Genomic DNA, 14,768 nt, shown 5'->3' with positions numbered 1-14,768 from the left:
CGTTTTGCGCTATATCCTGCGCGGTATAGCGCATCTCTGTTACTCAGGAACGCAGATAATCATGAGTGATCCACGCAGGATGCGTCGTGCCTTTGGTCTGCTTGCAGTGAGAGTCGGTGGGCATACCGTCTGGGTCAGTGCGCTGATGTGCTGCGTACTGCTGGCGGGGATTTCCATCGGCGAAACGCTGATCCCCTGGCGGCATGTGCTCAGTACGCTGGCAAATCATCTTTTTGATACCCACTATCCTGTCGATGCGCTGGATGCAGGGATCGTCTGGAACTATCGCCTGACCCGAGCGCTGGTCTCTGCCAGTTGCGGTGCCTGCCTGGCTGTTTCCGGCGTAGTGTTACAGTCGCTGCTACGCAATGCACTCGCCGAACCTTATCTACTGGGGATTTCTGCCGGAGCATCCACCGGAGCGGTGCTGATTGCTCTCACCGGGCTTGGGGCCGGCGTTATCAGCATGTCATTGGGGGCTTTCATTGGCGCGCTAACGGCATTTATGTTCGTTGCACTATTGGCAATGGCTGCTGGCGGTAGACAAGGCGGCGGTGTGACAACCCAAATCATTCTTGCCGGCATCGCCAGCTCGCAGCTTTTCAATGCAATTACGTCGCTCATCATCACCCGCTCAGCAAATGCCGAGCAAGCGCGTGGAATTATGTTCTGGTTGTTGGGTAATTTGAGCGGTGTACGTTGGCCCGATGTTGTCTTAGCCATTCCTACCGCTCTGGTCGGTATTGTGCTGTGCTTCTGTTATGCCCGTCATCTCGACGCCTTCTCCTTTGGCGCTGAGTCTGCGGCATCGTTGGGCATTCCAGTAAAACGTACCCGTGCAGTACTGATTGCCGCCGTCACCGGCATGACGGCAATTATGGTCTCCATTGTTGGTGCGATCGGCTTCGTCGGTCTGGTTATCCCGCATGCCGCTCGTCTGCTGGTCGGCAACCAGCATCATCGACTGCTGCCAGTGAGTGCGCTTACCGGCGCGATTTTCCTCATTATCGCAGATGTTATTTCCCGCACGTTACTCCCCGGCCAGGTTCTACCAATAGGCGTGATCACAGCTCTGGTTGGCGCCCCTGCGTTTTCAATCATTCTGATTAGAGGAAACCAGAACAAATGACGGTGAATCTCGTATCCCCCCTTGTGAACTCTGCACAAGCCGTTATTGAAGCCTGTAATCTGCGCTGGAGGGTTAAAGGTAAGACGATTGTTGATGACATTTCACTCAGCGTAACGCCCGGTGAGTTTGTCGGCATCATTGGTCCCAACGGCTCGGGCAAAACGTCACTGATTTCACTGCTGGCCGGTTTGCTGAAGCCGACCTCCGGGTACATCACTCTGCAACATAAGGCGCTACAGCATTATTCGCGGCGTCATCTTGCGCAACAGGTGGCGCTGGTCGAACAACAGGCTGAAACCAGCGAGCGTCTTACCGCTTTACAAGCCGTTTCTCTGGGGCGAACCCCCTGGCTTAGCATGCTCTCCCCCTGGTCCGCCAAAGATGACGATATTGTGCAAACTATGCTGGAAAAGGTCGATCTCAGTGAATTACAGCATCGCTGCTGGCATACCTTTTCAGGGGGAGAAAAACAGCGCCTGCATATCGCCCGGGCGCTGGCGCAACAACCGAAGTTGTTGCTGATGGATGAGCCCACCAACCACCTCGACATTCAACATCAGATTGGCCTGCTGAGTCTGGTTAAACGTGAAAAGCTCACGGTGATTGCCGCTCTGCACGATCTTAATCATGCCGCGATGTTCTGCGATCGCATCATCGTAATGACGTCCGGACATATGGCGATGCAGGGGAAACCTTGCACCGTTTTTACCCGCGAAAACCTCCACACCTGGTTTGGAATCAACGCCATCATTGAAAAGGATGCGGGTGGTGAAAATTGTTTTATTCGTTATCAACGGCCTGATGAATTTTAAGGAAGAATCAATGAAATACCTCAAACAGAGTCTGCAAATTTTGTGTTTACTCGCCTTCGCCTCTTCTGCCTTCGCACAAACTCACGAAGTGTTGATGAAAAATCGTGGGGCTGGGGGACCAATGGTCTATGAGCCAGATTATCTGGAGATCCAGCCAGGGGATACGGTGAAGTTTATCCGTAAACATAAGAGCCACAACGCGGCTTCAATCGCTGAATTGTCTCCGGCTGGCTATCCTGGATTTATGGGAAAAATAGATGAAGAGATCGAAGTTACTTATGACAATGGCGGGTTTTACGGCATCAAATGTACACCGCATTACGCACAGGGCATGGTGATGCTGATTAAGGTTGGAGATGCCTCGTTACCAGAAAGCTACCGAGCGTTCAAAGCACCAGGTATTGCTGACAAGCGCTTTCAGGAAATTTACGCGCGTATCGACAAACGTTAATCCGCGATACTCAGGGAGGTATACGAGGTGGCAGAGAATAAACTTCCAGACGGCGAAATCCAGGAACAACGTAGGGAATGCCTGTGTAAACTGACAAAATTTGTCGGTGCAACAGGCATCGCGGCTGCAGTCTGGCCGCTGGTTTCGGCCTTGGGTCCGGATGAAAAAGCGCTTGGGGAAAATGAACCGATTGATGTCTCTCTTGCAGGTGTTGCTGCTGGACAAACCGTCAGACGTGTATGGCAAGGAAAGTTGATTCTTATTCACCATCGCACCACGGATGAAATCATTACTGCCAGAAGTGCCGACCTGGATACGCTTATCGACCCACAGCCAGACAGCGCCAGGGTCTCTGCAGCCCATCCTCAATGGCTGGTAGTTCAAGGTTATTGCCCACATGCCGGGTGTGTACCCAACGCCCGACCGGGAGGGGAGGGGTGGATTTGTCCGTGCCACGGTTCTGAGTTTGATACCTCCGGGCGCGTGACACGCGGGCCCGCGACTGCCAACCTGGCAATCCCAGACTACGTTATTCATTCCGATGGGCAGGTCGTGCGTATCGGCACGAAGGAAGTCTGAAATGAGGAATGAGCTTGTCTATTCGCTTCGCGGGCGTATCCCTTTTCCTCGCTCTGTTGCTGGACTCTGGGTATTTGCAATCGGCGCTATCCTGCTGGTTATGCTCGGGGTGCAGATCCTTACGGGTATTGTGCTGGCGATGTTTTACGTGCCGACGGCTGAGCTGGCATTTGACTCCATTATTCATATTATGCGCGCGGTTCGCCATGGAGAGCTGTTACGCAACATGCATGCTATTGGCGCGTCGCTCTTTTTCTTTGCCTGCTATCTGCATATTTTTCGTGGTATGTACTACAACGTTTACCGCAAGCCCTGGACGACAATGTGGATGGTTAGCGTCACGCTGTATATCCTGCTGATGATAACTGCGTTTCTTGGTTATAGCCTTATCTGGGGGCAAAAAAGCTACTGGGCGGCAACTGTAATTACCCGTTTTGCCCAGGCTATCCCGCTGGTGGGTGATTCAATTTACGCATATTTAGTCGGCAGCCATACGCCGGGGACACCGATGCTTGGCCGCTTTTTTGTTATCCACTTTATTCTTCCCATCGTGATTATCGTCGCCACGGTTATCCATATACGTACCGTACAGTCGGCGTTTGCCCAAGCGATGAAAAAGAAGTTTAGCGAGAAAGAGTCCAGGAGCCTGTTGTTCGATTACAAAATTACCGATCTCGATGCTATCAAAATCACTCTTTTTTTGATGGTTTTCGCCTGGTTTTTATTCTTCGCACCGCACTATCTGAGCAGCGCCGACAACTTTATTGCTGCGGACACAACGATTACACCCGCGATTGTTGCGCCGGAATGGTATTTCCTTCCCTTCTTCTCCATCTTGCGCTGCTTCCCGAATGAATTCGTGGGACTAGCCGCGATGTGCGGTTCGATACTGATTTTCTATTTTCTGCCCTGGCTTGATACTTCCCGAGCTCGTTTTCGCCATTACAGCAAACTGGTTAAGTGCGGATACTGGCTATGGGTTATTAATGCCTGCTTTTTAGGCTGGTTAGGGTCGAAAGCGCTGGTTGGCCCAGATCTTCTTGATGGCTTTCGTAATGAAGAGGGTTGGATTCGTGCCGCATCCCAGCTTTCGACACTGATTTGGTTTGCCTGGTTTTTAATCGTCTTACCTTGCCGTCGTTTTTTGGAAAAACAGGATTGAGGATGAAACAACTATTGAAATTCAGCGTCCTGTCCTTTTCTCTATTGGGGCTGGGTTCCTCATATGCGCAGGAAGCCACACCTGAACGCCAGGAATGGAGCTTCAGCGGCATTACCGGTCAATATGATAAGGAACAGCTTAGACGTGGTCTGCAGGTTTATGAAGAGAAGTGTCGCGCTTGTCACGGCATGAAACACCTTACCTTTCGGACGTTGACCAGACCCGGTGGTCTGGAACTCACGGTTGAAGAAGCAAGAAGTATCGCCAGCGGCTATCAGTTTCCTGCGATTCAGGATGACGGCCAGATAGGTGAGCGCGACGGTACGCTAAATGACAGCTTTATATCACCATATCTAAACGACCGGGAAGCACGCTACCTTAATAATGGCGCTGAACCCGTTGACCTGAGCTATATCGTCCGTGCCCGCTCATACGATCGCGGATTCCCACAATTTTTGTTAGATGCTTTTCTGCCCTACACGGACCAGGGGGCAGATTACGTTTACGCGCTGCTAACCGGCTATCTGCCTGCCGATCCCGAACTGAAGGCTAATCGCTATTTTCCTGGCGGTGTGATTAACATGCCAAAACCGCTGACAAGTGGGGAGATCCAATGGAGCCCAGCGTCGAAAAAAGCTGAAACTGAGGAGCAATATGCCAGGGATGTTACCGCCTTTCTGGCATGGGCTGCCGACCCGACGATTTCTGAACGAAAGCAACAGGGAAATTACGTTATGGGCTATCTGGCTATTATGCTGGGCTTGCTATGGATAGCACGACTAATGAAGAGACGTTCGCTCATGTAGGTCTTGCGAGGCGGGGGATTACTCAGTTCACCAGCATTCAACCGGTCAGGTGCGCAGTTGCCCTTGCGCGAGTAAGACGAGTAAAGGAAGGCAAAATATAAACCGAGCAAAATGAAAAAACCCCAAGCTATTTTATAGCTTGGGGTTTATGTTTGGCGGAAGCGTAGAGATTCGAACTCTAGAACCCTTTCGGGTCGCCGGTTTTCAAGACCGGTGCCTTCAACCGCTCGGCCACGCTTCCAATGAGGCGCACTATAAACATCCCGAACGGACCTGTAAAGCACCAATGTGTTCGTTTGCCTGAAAAACAGCCAAAATGTTGTTAATCGACTGAAATAACAACAAATTGACCATTTATTCAGCACGAATACCGGCTATAGCGCTTAATGTTTTTTGATGTACATATCTTTGGTGTAGTAATTTCCCCGGTTATCCGGCGCAAATCCCCCCACCCACGGCTTCACCAGATGCGTGCGGACATAGTGGTAAACCGGAATCGCGGGCACATCCTCACCTAAAAGGTCTTCAGCCTGCTGATAATATTTACCGCGTTCTTCCAGTGAACTTGCTTTTGCCGCATTACGCATCGCTTCATCAAAGGCGGGGTTACTGTACTTGGTGGTGTTCTCGCTATCACCGGTCCGGAAGATATTGAGAAAACTTGAGGCATCATCATAGTCGGCTATCCACGCATAACGCACGACGTCAAAATTACCGGTGTGCATATTGTCCAGCATGGTTTTCCATTCCTGGTTTTGCAGCTTCGCCTCGACGCCAAGGTTTTTCTTCCACATCGACGATGCGGCAATCGCAATACGCTGGTGCGTTTCGAAGGTGTTGTAGAGCAGATTTAAGCTAAGCGGATGTTCAGGACCAAAACCGGCTTCAGCCAGCAGTTTTTTGGCTTCAGCAATACGTTTTTCGAGCGGCCATGACGCATACTCCGGCGCATGCAGTTTCACCCCACCTATTTCCGGCTGGCTGATAACCCACGCTGCTCGCTGCCCCTGCCCCATCACCTTTTGCGCAATGATGTCTTTATCCAACGCCATATTCAGCGCCCGGCGCACGCGCGGATCATTAAACGGCGCGCGGGTTGTATTGAACTGATAGTAATACGTTGAAAGCTGAGGCGAGACATGCAGTTCATCCCCCATTGTTTTTTTCAGTTGCGCGAACTGGTTAACCGGTACGCTATACACAATGTCGATTTCACCGGCCTTATAGCGATTTACGTCAGCCGACTCTGAGCTAATAGGCAAATAAGTAACTTTATTAATAACCGTATGCCGATCGTCCCAATAATGTGGGTTACGCTCGGCAACGATGCGCTCATTAACCACCCACTGCGATAATTTGTACGGCCCGCTGCTGACAAAATGCTCTGGCCTGGTCCACTTATCGCCAAAACGACCTATCAACACTTTATCCAGCGGGACCAGAGATGGATGCGCCAGCATCGCCAGAAACGCCGCCGTCGGTTGCGTCAGGGTAATTTCCAGCGTGGTATCATCCAGGGCTTTGACTCCCAGCGTGGCGGGATCTTTTTTCCCCTGGGCAATATCAACCGCGTTCGCAACGTGCATGTTGCCCAGATACGAAGCATAAGGTGAAGCCGTTTGCGGCGAGACCAGACGCTGCCAGCTCCATACGACATCCTGTGCGGTAATAGCAGATCCATCTGACCAGGTTATGCCCGGGCGTAAATGGAAGGTCCAGACAGTGTTGCCTTTATTCTCCCAGGACGAGGCTAGACGGGGTTCGATAGACCCATCCTGCTTGACAGCCACCAGACCGTCGAACATATCGCTGATTAAATTAAACTCAACGTTGCTTTCAACTTTATGCGGATCCAGCGATGCCGGCTCACTGCCGTTGTTTCTGACCAGTTCCTGTTTTTCTGCCAGTAGTGTTCCTGCGGGAACATTTGCCGCCCTCGCCGCGCCGTTTATAGACATCAAACAGACAGCCAACAGCGTAAACGTCAATATCTTCGATTTATGTTGAATCATTCCCTTTACCTTATTGCTCTGTTTTATGTAGACACCGATGTCACTGTCAGAGAGATTCAGGAATAACGCAATATTTTTCAGTTACCTGGTAGATAGCGATCTGACATTTTTGCACATACAGTGCTAACATCTAATTCGGGAACTTTTGTTGAAATAATATGCTTAAGTCTGGCGGGCTAAAATGCGTAAAGATGGGTAAAACCGCTGTGTCATTCCTCTTGATTTCATTATCCTCCATCATTAATTACATCTGTCATAAGAGAGTGACTCATGGATCGTATTATTAGTTCTTCGCGCGAGCGTACATCGCTACTCAGCACGCATAAGGTGCTGCGCAATACCTATTTCCTGCTCAGCCTGACGCTGGCGTTTTCAGCGATCACCGCAACCGCCAGTACCGTACTGATGTTACCTTCTCCGGGACTTATCCTGACGCTGGTGGGTATGTATGGTCTGATGTTCCTGACCTATAAAACGGCGGATAAACCGGTTGGTATTCTGTCAGCTTTCGCTTTCACTGGCTTCCTGGGCTACATCTTGGGACCGATGCTGAATACATACCTGTCCGCAGGCATGGGTGATGTTATCGCCATGGCGCTGGGCGGTACGGCGCTGGTCTTCTTCAGCTGCTCGGCCTATGTGCTGACCACGCGTAAAGATATGTCCTTCCTCGGCGGTATGCTGATGGCGGGTGTTGTAGTGGTGTTGATTGGTATGGTTGCCAATATCTTCCTGCAACTGCCAGCATTACATCTGGCAATCAGCGCGGTGTTCATTCTGATTTCTTCAGGCGCAATCCTGTTTGAAACCAGCAATATCATCCGCGGCGGTGAAACCAACTATATTCGTGCCACCGTTAGCCTGTATGTTTCGCTGTACAACATCTTCGTCAGCCTGCTGAGTATTCTGGGCTTCGCCAGCCGCGATTAAGATGTCCACACGCATTATCCAGCCCCGCTTATGCGGGGCTTTCTTTTTTGGTAAACTGCCGCCAGTTTGACTAACGCAGTGACGAATTATGTTGATCTTTGAAGGTAAAGAAATCAGTACCGATAGCGAAGGCTATCTGAAAGATACCACGCTGTGGAGCGAGGCGCTGGCGGAGAGAATCGCCGAAAACGAAGGCATTACGCTCTCCGCGGAACACTGGGAAGTGGTGCGTTTTGTCCGCGAGTTTTATCTGGAGTTTAATACCTCCCCCGCTATCCGCATGCTGGTAAAAGCGATGGCCAACAAGTTTGGCGAAGAGAAAGGCAACAGCCGTTATCTCTACCGCCTGTTCCCGAAAGGTCCGGCCAAGCAGGCGACTAAAATTGCCGGCCTGCCGAAACCGGTGAAATGTATTTAATAGCGGATACTAAATCCCTTTAGCTCGTCGCCAGGACGATGTGGTTCACTGAGAACCCGGTCAACCCTGGCGCTGCTCGGCCCCCCGGCTTTCAACCACTTCATCAGCTGTTCTACCCGGTCGCTTTCACCGCAGGCGACAACCTCTACGCTGCCGTCATCCATATTCTTCGCGTAGCCGGTCAACCCCAGCCGTTGTGCTTCATGCTGGGTGGTGTAGCGAAATCCTACCCCCTGAACCCGGCCATAGACCCAGGCGATTATGCAGACTTTCGACATTGCGGTTCTCCTTATCATCACAGCGCGCGTTGCAAATATGCGTAAAACTCAGGACAATGGCGCCCATTTCTTTGAATTGACAGAATAGTAAATTATGAGTGTACGTTTAGTGTTAGCCAAAGGGCGCGAAAAATCATTACTGCGCCGCCATCCGTGGGTATTTTCCGGTGCTGTCGCACGTATGGAAGGTAAAGCCAACCTCGGTGAAACCATCGATATTGTTGACCATCAGGGTAAATGGTTAGCACGCGGCGCGTACTCACCCGCGTCGCAGATCCGTGCACGCGTCTGGACATTCGACAAGTCTGAGTCCATCGATATTGATTTCTTCACCCGTCGTCTGCAGCAGGCGCAGACATGGCGTGACTGGCTGGCGAAAAAAGACGGTCTGGACAGTTACCGTCTGATCGCCGGAGAATCCGATGGCCTGCCGGGCATCACCATTGACCGCTTCGGCAACTTCCTGGTGTTGCAGTTGCTCAGTGCGGGGGCTGAATACCAACGCGCCGCGCTGATTAGCGCTCTGCAAATTGTTTTCCCGGACTGCGCCATTTATGACCGTAGCGATGTGGCCGTACGTAAAAAAGAAGGTATGGAGCTGACTCAAGGGCCAGTAACGGGTGAGCTTCCGCCAGCCCTGCTGCCGATTGAAGAGCACGGAATGAAGCTGCTGGTTGATATTCAGCATGGTCACAAAACCGGCTATTACCTCGATCAACGCGACAGCCGCCTGGCCACGCGTCGTTATGTGGAAAATCAGCGTGTGCTGAACTGTTTCTCTTATACCGGCGGCTTTGCGGTCTCAGCATTAATGGGCGGATGCCGTCAGGTTGTCAGCGTTGACACCTCTCAGGAAGCGCTCGATATTGCCCGCCAGAACGTGGAATTGAACAAGCTGGATCTGAGCAAAGCTGAGTTCGTGCGTGATGATGTGTTCAAACTTCTGCGTGCTTATCGAGATCGTGGTGAGAAATTCGACGTCATCGTGATGGATCCGCCGAAATTTGTCGAAAACAAAAGCCAGTTGATGGGCGCCTGCCGCGGCTATAAGGACATCAATATGCTGGCTATTCAGTTGCTCAATCCGGGCGGTGTGCTGCTGACTTTCTCCTGCTCTGGGCTAATGACCACCGATTTATTTCAGAAAATCATCGCTGATGCCGCAATAGATGCTGGTCGTGATGTACAATTTATAGAGCAGTTCCGTCAGGCCGCCGATCACCCGGTGATCGCTACCTACCCGGAAGGGCTGTATCTGAAAGGGTTTGCCTGTCGCATCATGTAACTTGAAAAGTGGAATATTACCCTTACATAAAGGGTATCTATTTCCCGGGAGGTGACTATGATTGCCAGCAAATTCGGTATCGGCCAGCAGGTCCGCCATTCCCTGTTAGGTTACCTCGGAGTGGTCGTGGATATCGACCCGGAATATTCGCTTGATCAACCGTCAGCCGATGAGTTGGCGGTTAACGACGAACTTCGCGCCGCTCCCTGGTATCACGTGGTGATGGAAGACGATAATGGTCTGCCAGTGCATACGTATCTGGCCGAAGCGCAACTGAGTAGTGAGCTACAGGAAGAACATCCGGAGCAACCGTCGATGGATGAACTGGCGCGAACAATTCGAAAACAGCTTCAGGCCCCGCGCCTGCGCAATTGATGCTAACACAGGCCCGATGGCGATTCGCTAATCGGGCCTGTGCGTTTTGTTCGGCTACAGATCAGCCTTACTTCGCCAGTCCCAGCCGCGGGATCTCAATCGCCGGGCAGCGATCCATCACCACCGTCATCCCTGCATCGCGAGCCAGCACGGCTGCCTGCTCGTTAATCACGCCGAGCTGCATCCATAAGGTCTTCGCTCCGATGGCAATTGCCTCCTGAGCAACACCCCACGCCGCTTCAGAATTACGGAAGACATCTACCATATCCACTTTCTCTGGTACATCTGCCAGCGTCGCATAGCCCTGCTGCCCCAGCAGCGTTTTTCCGGCAACCTTCGGTGAAACAGGAATAACGTGATAGCCCTGATCGAGTAAATATTTCATCACCCGATAGCTTGGACGGTCGGGTTTATCGCTTGCCCCCACCAGCGCAATCGTACGGGTCGTTGTCAAAATGCCAGCAATATCGGTCTCTTTCATCGTTTTCCTCCAGGCTGTTTAGCAAAGTGTACGACAAACCTGCCCCCGCAACCATTCATCCCATACTGGCGCATGAGAGCTAAACTCAAAAATATGTCTATATGTTAGTAAACATGATTATCGAAAAATTTAGATACATCTTATAGAGATATTTTCTGGACAGGAGAAACCTATGAAAGCCGGCATTGTGACAGCCTTGATTGCCCTATGTTTGCCGGTAACCGTTTTTGCTACCTCTTTACGTCTGTCTAATGATATTGACCTTCTGGTACTGGACGGAAAAAAAGTCTCCAGCTCATTACTGCGTGGTGCCGACAGTATTGAGCTGGAAAATGGTCGGCACCAGCTCGTGTTTCGCGTAGAAAAAACCATTCGCCTGTCCAGCCACGAAGAACGTCTGTATATTTCGCCTCCGTTGGTCATCAGCTTTGATACCCAACTCGTCAGTCAGGTTAATTTCCACCTCCCACGTCTGAGCAACGAGCGGGATGCAACGCATTTTGATGATGCCCCGCGCGTAGAACTGCTGGATGGGGACTCCATGCCTATACCGGTTAAGCTGGATATTCTGTCAATCACGTCCACCGCAAAAATCGTAGATTATGAAATGGAAACAGAGCGCTATAACAAAGCGGCTAAGCATGCGTCTTTACCGCAATTTGCCACAATGATGGCCGATGACAGTTCGCTGCTTTCCGGGGTGTCAGAACTGGATCGCGTGCCGCCTCAGTCGCAAACACTGACCGAGCAGCGCTTAAAATATTGGTTTCAACAGGCTGACGCACAAACGCGAAGTAACTTCTTACAATGGGCGGAGAAACAACCCCCATCGTGACATTTATGTTCGTATACGCATTTTTTTTGTCTTTCTCTTGCAGCGTCAAGTGCTTCCAGTACTCTGTAACAAGGTTAACTTGGGAGCTGTACTATGGAATTAACGACTCGCACATTGCCAGCGCAGAAACATATTGCGTTGGTCGCACACGATCACTGCAAAAAGATGTTGATGAGCTGGGTTGAACGCCACCAGCCATTACTGGAAAAACACGTTCTGTATGCAACAGGAACAACAGGAAACTTAATTCAACGCGCGACAGGAATGGACGTCAACGCCATGCTGAGCGGCCCGATGGGGGGGGACCAGCAGGTGGGTGCGCTGATTTCAGAAGGGAAAATTGATGTGCTGATTTTCTTCTGGGATCCGCTCAACGCCGTTCCCCACGATCCTGATGTCAAAGCCCTGCTACGCCTGGCCACGGTCTGGAACATTCCAGTCGCCACCAACGTGTCAACGGCTGATTTTATTATCCAGTCGCCAAACTTCAACGACGCAACAGATATCTTGATCCCGGATTACGCCCGTTATCTGGCAGAACGCCTCAAATAAACGCTAAGCAGGCGGTAATTGCCGCCTGCTTTTCAGGGTTTCCTGGTCACCGGAACGTCTAATTGCTTAAGCTCATCAACAAAGCATGATGGCGCGTCTTTGCTAAACAGTAGCCATACCCTATGCCGCGCACGCGTTAGCGCCACATACAGCAACCGTCTCTCTTCCGCATCAGGAAAATCTTCAACAGCCGGGAGTAACGCCTCTTCCATAATCGACTCGCGAGCCGGAGCCGGGAAACCGTCATTCCCTTCATGAAGCCCCATAACAATGACGTAATCCGCCTGCTGCCCTTTGCTGGCATGAATAGTCATAAAATCCAGCTGCAGCTTGGGCCAGCGGGTGGCCGCTTTGTCCAGGCTGGCAGGTTTGAGATGATGGTATCGCGCCAGCACCAGAATTCTCTCTTCGGCTTTCACAAAACCCGACAGCTTATCCAGCAACAGATCTAACTGGCTTTCGTCGAGCAACGTGACGGCTTTTTTATCACCGGTCGTCAGACTGTTCAGCGGTTTCGTGAGCTGATGGGGATTTTGCTGGATAAACTGGTTTGCTACCTCACCAATACGGCTATTAAAACGGTAAGTCATATCCAGATTACAGCGATCGCCCTCGCCGAAGTTTTGCTGGAATGCTGTTGTCAGAGAAAGCTGTGCTCCGCTGAACCGGTAAATTGCCTGCCAGTCATCTCCCACGGCAAACAGCGTGGTCTGCGAGTTTTGCTTACGCAAGGCGGCTAACAGGGCGGCGCGCTGAGGGGAAATATCCTGAAATTCATCGACCAGAATATGTTTCCACGGACTGATAAACCGCCCCTTCTCCAGAATGACAATAGCCTGATGGATCAACCCGGAGAAATCGACGGCATTCTCATCCTTCAGGGCACTCTTCCAGGCCTTGAGCAGCGGCGCCATTAGCTTTATGCGTTTACTGAACAGATCACGGATCTCCTCCGGAGCATTAGCAATCATCTCCGCCTGTGCTCCGCCATGCATTCGCATCAAACTAACCCAGCGATCCAACCGGGAGGCCAGACGGCGCTGTAATTTTTCGTCATCCCAGAAGTTACCTTCGGGTACAGACCACTGCATTTCTTCTTCTAACCATTGTCGCCAGCCTTTAGCCTGAGCCTTTTTCTCACTGCACTGCTGACGCCAGGTTGTTATAAAGAGTTTGTTGCGCGCGATAGCATCATTTTCAAGCTTGCTTACCGTTGGGACTTTTTTGCTGCCTTGCGAAATAATGTGCAACGCGAGTGAATGGAACGTCCGTGCGGTGACCTCATCCGTATGCAGACGCTCACGGATGCGGTCATCCATCTCCTGGGCGGCTTTGCGTCCAAACGCCAGCAACAGGATCTGTTCTGGTGCGGCTTCTCCTCGTGCAAGCAACCAACCAGCCCGGGCAACCAACACAGATGTTTTACCGCTTCCAGCACCTGCAAGTACCAACAATGATTGCTCACCGTTCACCACCGCGCGCGCCTGAGCAGGGTTCAACGGCAAAGATTCAATATGCTGGAAAAACTCGGCATACTCTTCCAGCATTGCATCGGTGTACGCCTGATTGTGCTGTAAGCGACAGGCTTCAATGTCTTTCAACCATGCCTGGCATTGACGTAACGCCTCCCTGCAATTTTCAAATTCCTCCAGCCGATTAACCGGGAGCGGTAACGCGGCATAGGCACGGCGAATCTGCTGCTGCAGCCCTGACGTTTGTTCGCGCGTCAGCCATTTACTTTCACTAGTACGCGCCGCTATCGCATCCAACTGCTGCTGTAAAACCCCCGCAGCAACGTCACTCATTTCCTGGCTCCACTGTTGCCAGAGCGCATTCAAATGATGATGGAAGCGCTGGGTTTCCGCCCACTCTGTACCGTGAAGACGAACCACCTTCTCATCCGGGAGTACAAACTCCAGCTCGCCCCATACCAGGCCGCGTTTGCAATGAATAGCTAGTAACTGATTGAAGGGAATAAGATACTCGTGACGATCGCCGGAAACTTTAATCCCGGCATTGAGAATAACGGCCCGATCGTAAGGGTGTTGTGCCAGACGTTTTCCAAGAGAAGTTGCTTTCAGTTCCATAAGACTCAAGCGGATCCACACGAAGAGGTTTGCTTATCAGTGTAACCGCCAGAGAAAACGTGCTCCAGCCCAAAAAAACGTTACAATTGCCGAATTCACAGAAAACCAGAGTTAACCGAGGGTTTATGCGTACTGTTCTGAATATTTTAAATTTTGTGCTTGGGGGGTTCGCCACCACCCTGGCCTGGTTGCTGGCAACGCTGGTCAGTGTCGTGCTTATTTTTACTTTACCCTTGACCCGTTCATGCTGGGAGATAACCCGACTTTCGCTGTTTCCCTATGGTAACGAAGCGATTCATGTCGATGAACTGAATCCGGCCGGTAAAAGCGTCCTGTTAAATACCGGCGGCACCGTGCTCAATATTTTCTGGCTGATTTTCTTCGGCTGGTGGTTGTGCCTGATGCACATTATCTCTGGTATTGCTCAGTGCATTACGATTATTGGTATTCCGGTTGGCATTGCAAACTTTAAAATCGCTGCCATTGCGCTCTGGCCGGTGGGTCGCCGGGTGGTTTCAGTAGAAGTTGCCCGTGCAGCGCGTGAAGCCAATGCACGTCGTCGTTTTGAATAATCAG

Annotated in this window: 17 protein-coding genes and 1 tRNA gene; 13 read left to right on the top strand and 5 right to left on the bottom strand. The window is 51.3% G+C overall.

Annotation, left to right across the window (positions count from 1 at the left end; genetic code table 11):
• Positions 1–61 precede the first annotated feature (61 nt).
• Genes OGY68_RS09275 through OGY68_RS09250 form a run of 6 tightly spaced genes read left to right on the top strand, consistent with a single transcriptional unit; the run spans position 62 to position 4,939 of the window.
• Complete coding sequence (locus OGY68_RS09275; protein WP_020996505.1) at positions 62–1,129, top strand: FecCD family ABC transporter permease; 1,068 nt, start codon at positions 62–64, stop codon at positions 1,127–1,129.
• Positions 1,126–1,941 (top strand): ABC transporter ATP-binding protein, encoded by an 816-nt coding sequence (locus OGY68_RS09270; protein WP_008784303.1) that lies wholly within the window; start codon positions 1,126–1,128, stop codon positions 1,939–1,941. The genes OGY68_RS09275 and OGY68_RS09270 overlap by 4 nt, the downstream gene beginning before the upstream one ends.
• Positions 1,942–1,951: 10 nt before the next feature.
• Positions 1,952–2,392 carry a pseudoazurin gene (locus tag OGY68_RS09265; RefSeq protein WP_057067670.1) on the top strand — a complete coding sequence of 147 codons (441 nt, stop codon included), beginning with the start codon at positions 1,952–1,954 and terminating at the stop codon, positions 2,390–2,392.
• Between the two features lie 27 nt (positions 2,393–2,419).
• Positions 2,420–2,971 carry a ubiquinol-cytochrome c reductase iron-sulfur subunit gene (petA, locus tag OGY68_RS09260; protein WP_057067671.1) on the top strand — a complete coding sequence of 184 codons (552 nt, stop codon included), beginning with the start codon at positions 2,420–2,422 and terminating at the stop codon, positions 2,969–2,971.
• A gap of 1 nt (position 2,972) precedes the next feature.
• A complete protein-coding gene (locus OGY68_RS09255) occupies positions 2,973–4,133 on the top strand; it encodes a cytochrome b (RefSeq protein WP_286616964.1) in 1,161 nt (386 codons plus the stop codon).
• A 2-nt stretch (positions 4,134–4,135) separates the two neighbouring features.
• Positions 4,136–4,939, top strand: a complete 804-nt coding sequence (locus OGY68_RS09250) for a cytochrome c1 (RefSeq protein ID WP_008784299.1) — start codon at positions 4,136–4,138, stop codon at positions 4,937–4,939.
• Between the two features lie 153 nt (positions 4,940–5,092).
• Here the strand turns inward: OGY68_RS09250 and OGY68_RS09245 are convergent.
• Together OGY68_RS09245 and OGY68_RS09240 are read right to left on the bottom strand one after the other, a co-directional pair.
• Positions 5,093–5,180 (bottom strand) — tRNA-Ser (locus OGY68_RS09245).
• Positions 5,181–5,322: 142 nt separating this feature from the next.
• Positions 5,323–6,951 carry an ABC transporter substrate-binding protein gene (locus OGY68_RS09240; protein WP_057067673.1) on the bottom strand — a complete coding sequence of 543 codons (1,629 nt, stop codon included), beginning with the start codon at positions 6,949–6,951 and terminating at the stop codon, positions 5,323–5,325.
• Positions 6,952–7,221: 270 nt separating this feature from the next.
• Between OGY68_RS09240 and yccA the strand changes: the two genes are divergently transcribed.
• Together yccA and tusE are read left to right on the top strand one after the other, a co-directional pair.
• Positions 7,222–7,881, top strand: a complete 660-nt coding sequence (yccA, locus tag OGY68_RS09235; RefSeq protein ID WP_008784297.1) for an FtsH protease modulator YccA — start codon at positions 7,222–7,224, stop codon at positions 7,879–7,881.
• A gap of 88 nt (positions 7,882–7,969) precedes the next feature.
• A complete protein-coding gene (gene tusE / locus OGY68_RS09230) occupies positions 7,970–8,299 on the top strand; it encodes a sulfurtransferase TusE (RefSeq protein WP_008784296.1) in 330 nt (109 codons plus the stop codon).
• Here tusE and yccX read toward each other — a convergent pair.
• Positions 8,296–8,577, bottom strand: coding sequence for an acylphosphatase (gene yccX / locus OGY68_RS09225; protein WP_020996508.1), 282 nt, complete (start codon positions 8,575–8,577; stop codon positions 8,296–8,298). The two genes, tusE and yccX, sit on opposite strands and share 4 nt — an antisense overlap.
• A gap of 94 nt (positions 8,578–8,671) precedes the next feature.
• Between yccX and rlmI the strand changes: the two genes are divergently transcribed.
• Both rlmI and hspQ read left to right on the top strand, forming a co-directional pair.
• A complete protein-coding gene (rlmI, locus tag OGY68_RS09220; RefSeq protein ID WP_008784294.1) occupies positions 8,672–9,862 on the top strand; it encodes a 23S rRNA (cytosine(1962)-C(5))-methyltransferase RlmI in 1,191 nt (396 codons plus the stop codon).
• Between the two features lie 57 nt (positions 9,863–9,919).
• Entirely contained in the window at positions 9,920–10,237 is a 318-nt protein-coding gene (gene hspQ / locus OGY68_RS09215; RefSeq protein ID WP_003035905.1) for a heat shock protein HspQ, read from the top strand.
• Between the two features lie 67 nt (positions 10,238–10,304).
• On the opposite strand, the gene OGY68_RS09210 is transcribed toward hspQ, so the two are convergent.
• Complete coding sequence (locus OGY68_RS09210) at positions 10,305–10,718, bottom strand: CoA-binding protein (RefSeq protein WP_032942909.1); 414 nt, start codon at positions 10,716–10,718, stop codon at positions 10,305–10,307.
• 172 nt (positions 10,719–10,890) lie between these two features.
• Here OGY68_RS09210 and csgI point away from each other — a divergent pair, with 172 nt between their 5' ends.
• Positions 10,891–11,553 carry a curli synthesis inhibitor gene (gene csgI, locus OGY68_RS09205; protein ID WP_016149882.1) on the top strand — a complete coding sequence of 221 codons (663 nt, stop codon included), beginning with the start codon at positions 10,891–10,893 and terminating at the stop codon, positions 11,551–11,553.
• Positions 11,554–11,646: 93 nt separating this feature from the next.
• Positions 11,647–12,105 (top strand): methylglyoxal synthase, encoded by a 459-nt coding sequence (gene mgsA, locus OGY68_RS09200; RefSeq protein WP_003035897.1) that lies wholly within the window; start codon positions 11,647–11,649, stop codon positions 12,103–12,105.
• A gap of 32 nt (positions 12,106–12,137) precedes the next feature.
• On the opposite strand, the gene helD is transcribed toward mgsA, so the two are convergent.
• Positions 12,138–14,192, bottom strand: coding sequence for a DNA helicase IV (gene helD, locus OGY68_RS09195; protein WP_057067104.1), 2,055 nt, complete (start codon positions 14,190–14,192; stop codon positions 12,138–12,140).
• Positions 14,193–14,317: 125 nt separating this feature from the next.
• Here helD and OGY68_RS09190 point away from each other — a divergent pair, with 125 nt between their 5' ends.
• A complete protein-coding gene (locus OGY68_RS09190; RefSeq protein ID WP_003831998.1) occupies positions 14,318–14,764 on the top strand; it encodes a YccF domain-containing protein in 447 nt (148 codons plus the stop codon).
• Positions 14,765–14,768: the final 4 nt, after the last annotated feature.

It is taken from the genome of Citrobacter sp. Cpo065 (assembly GCF_030332805.1).
Classification (GTDB): domain Bacteria; phylum Pseudomonadota; class Gammaproteobacteria; order Enterobacterales; family Enterobacteriaceae; genus Citrobacter; species Citrobacter portucalensis.
Note: the sequence above shows the minus strand (reverse complement) of the source record. Positions and strands in the feature narration are given on the sequence as shown.

What these genes read in the sequence shown, in the direction of transcription:
- OGY68_RS09275 (WP_020996505.1), top strand. Translation starts at nt 62, where the DNA reads ATGAGTGATCCACGCAGGATGCGTCGTGCCTTTGGTCTGCTTGCAGTG.
- OGY68_RS09270 (WP_008784303.1), top strand. Translation starts at nt 1,126, where the DNA reads ATGACGGTGAATCTCGTATCCCCCCTTGTGAACTCTGCACAAGCCGTT.
- OGY68_RS09265 (WP_057067670.1), top strand. Translation starts at nt 1,952, where the DNA reads ATGAAATACCTCAAACAGAGTCTGCAAATTTTGTGTTTACTCGCCTTC.
- OGY68_RS09255 (WP_286616964.1), top strand. Translation starts at nt 2,973, where the DNA reads ATGAGGAATGAGCTTGTCTATTCGCTTCGCGGGCGTATCCCTTTTCCT.
- OGY68_RS09250 (WP_008784299.1), top strand. Translation starts at nt 4,136, where the DNA reads ATGAAACAACTATTGAAATTCAGCGTCCTGTCCTTTTCTCTATTGGGG.
- OGY68_RS09240 (WP_057067673.1), bottom strand. Translation starts at nt 6,951, where the DNA reads ATGATTCAACATAAATCGAAGATATTGACGTTTACGCTGTTGGCTGTC.
- yccA (WP_008784297.1), top strand. Translation starts at nt 7,222, where the DNA reads ATGGATCGTATTATTAGTTCTTCGCGCGAGCGTACATCGCTACTCAGC.
- tusE (WP_008784296.1), top strand. Translation starts at nt 7,970, where the DNA reads ATGTTGATCTTTGAAGGTAAAGAAATCAGTACCGATAGCGAAGGCTAT.
- yccX (WP_020996508.1), bottom strand. Translation starts at nt 8,577, where the DNA reads ATGTCGAAAGTCTGCATAATCGCCTGGGTCTATGGCCGGGTTCAGGGG.
- rlmI (WP_008784294.1), top strand. Translation starts at nt 8,672, where the DNA reads ATGAGTGTACGTTTAGTGTTAGCCAAAGGGCGCGAAAAATCATTACTG.
- hspQ (WP_003035905.1), top strand. Translation starts at nt 9,920, where the DNA reads ATGATTGCCAGCAAATTCGGTATCGGCCAGCAGGTCCGCCATTCCCTG.
- OGY68_RS09210 (WP_032942909.1), bottom strand. Translation starts at nt 10,718, where the DNA reads ATGAAAGAGACCGATATTGCTGGCATTTTGACAACGACCCGTACGATT.
- csgI (WP_016149882.1), top strand. Translation starts at nt 10,891, where the DNA reads ATGAAAGCCGGCATTGTGACAGCCTTGATTGCCCTATGTTTGCCGGTA.
- mgsA (WP_003035897.1), top strand. Translation starts at nt 11,647, where the DNA reads ATGGAATTAACGACTCGCACATTGCCAGCGCAGAAACATATTGCGTTG.
- helD (WP_057067104.1), bottom strand. Translation starts at nt 14,192, where the DNA reads ATGGAACTGAAAGCAACTTCTCTTGGAAAACGTCTGGCACAACACCCT.
- OGY68_RS09190 (WP_003831998.1), top strand. Translation starts at nt 14,318, where the DNA reads ATGCGTACTGTTCTGAATATTTTAAATTTTGTGCTTGGGGGGTTCGCC.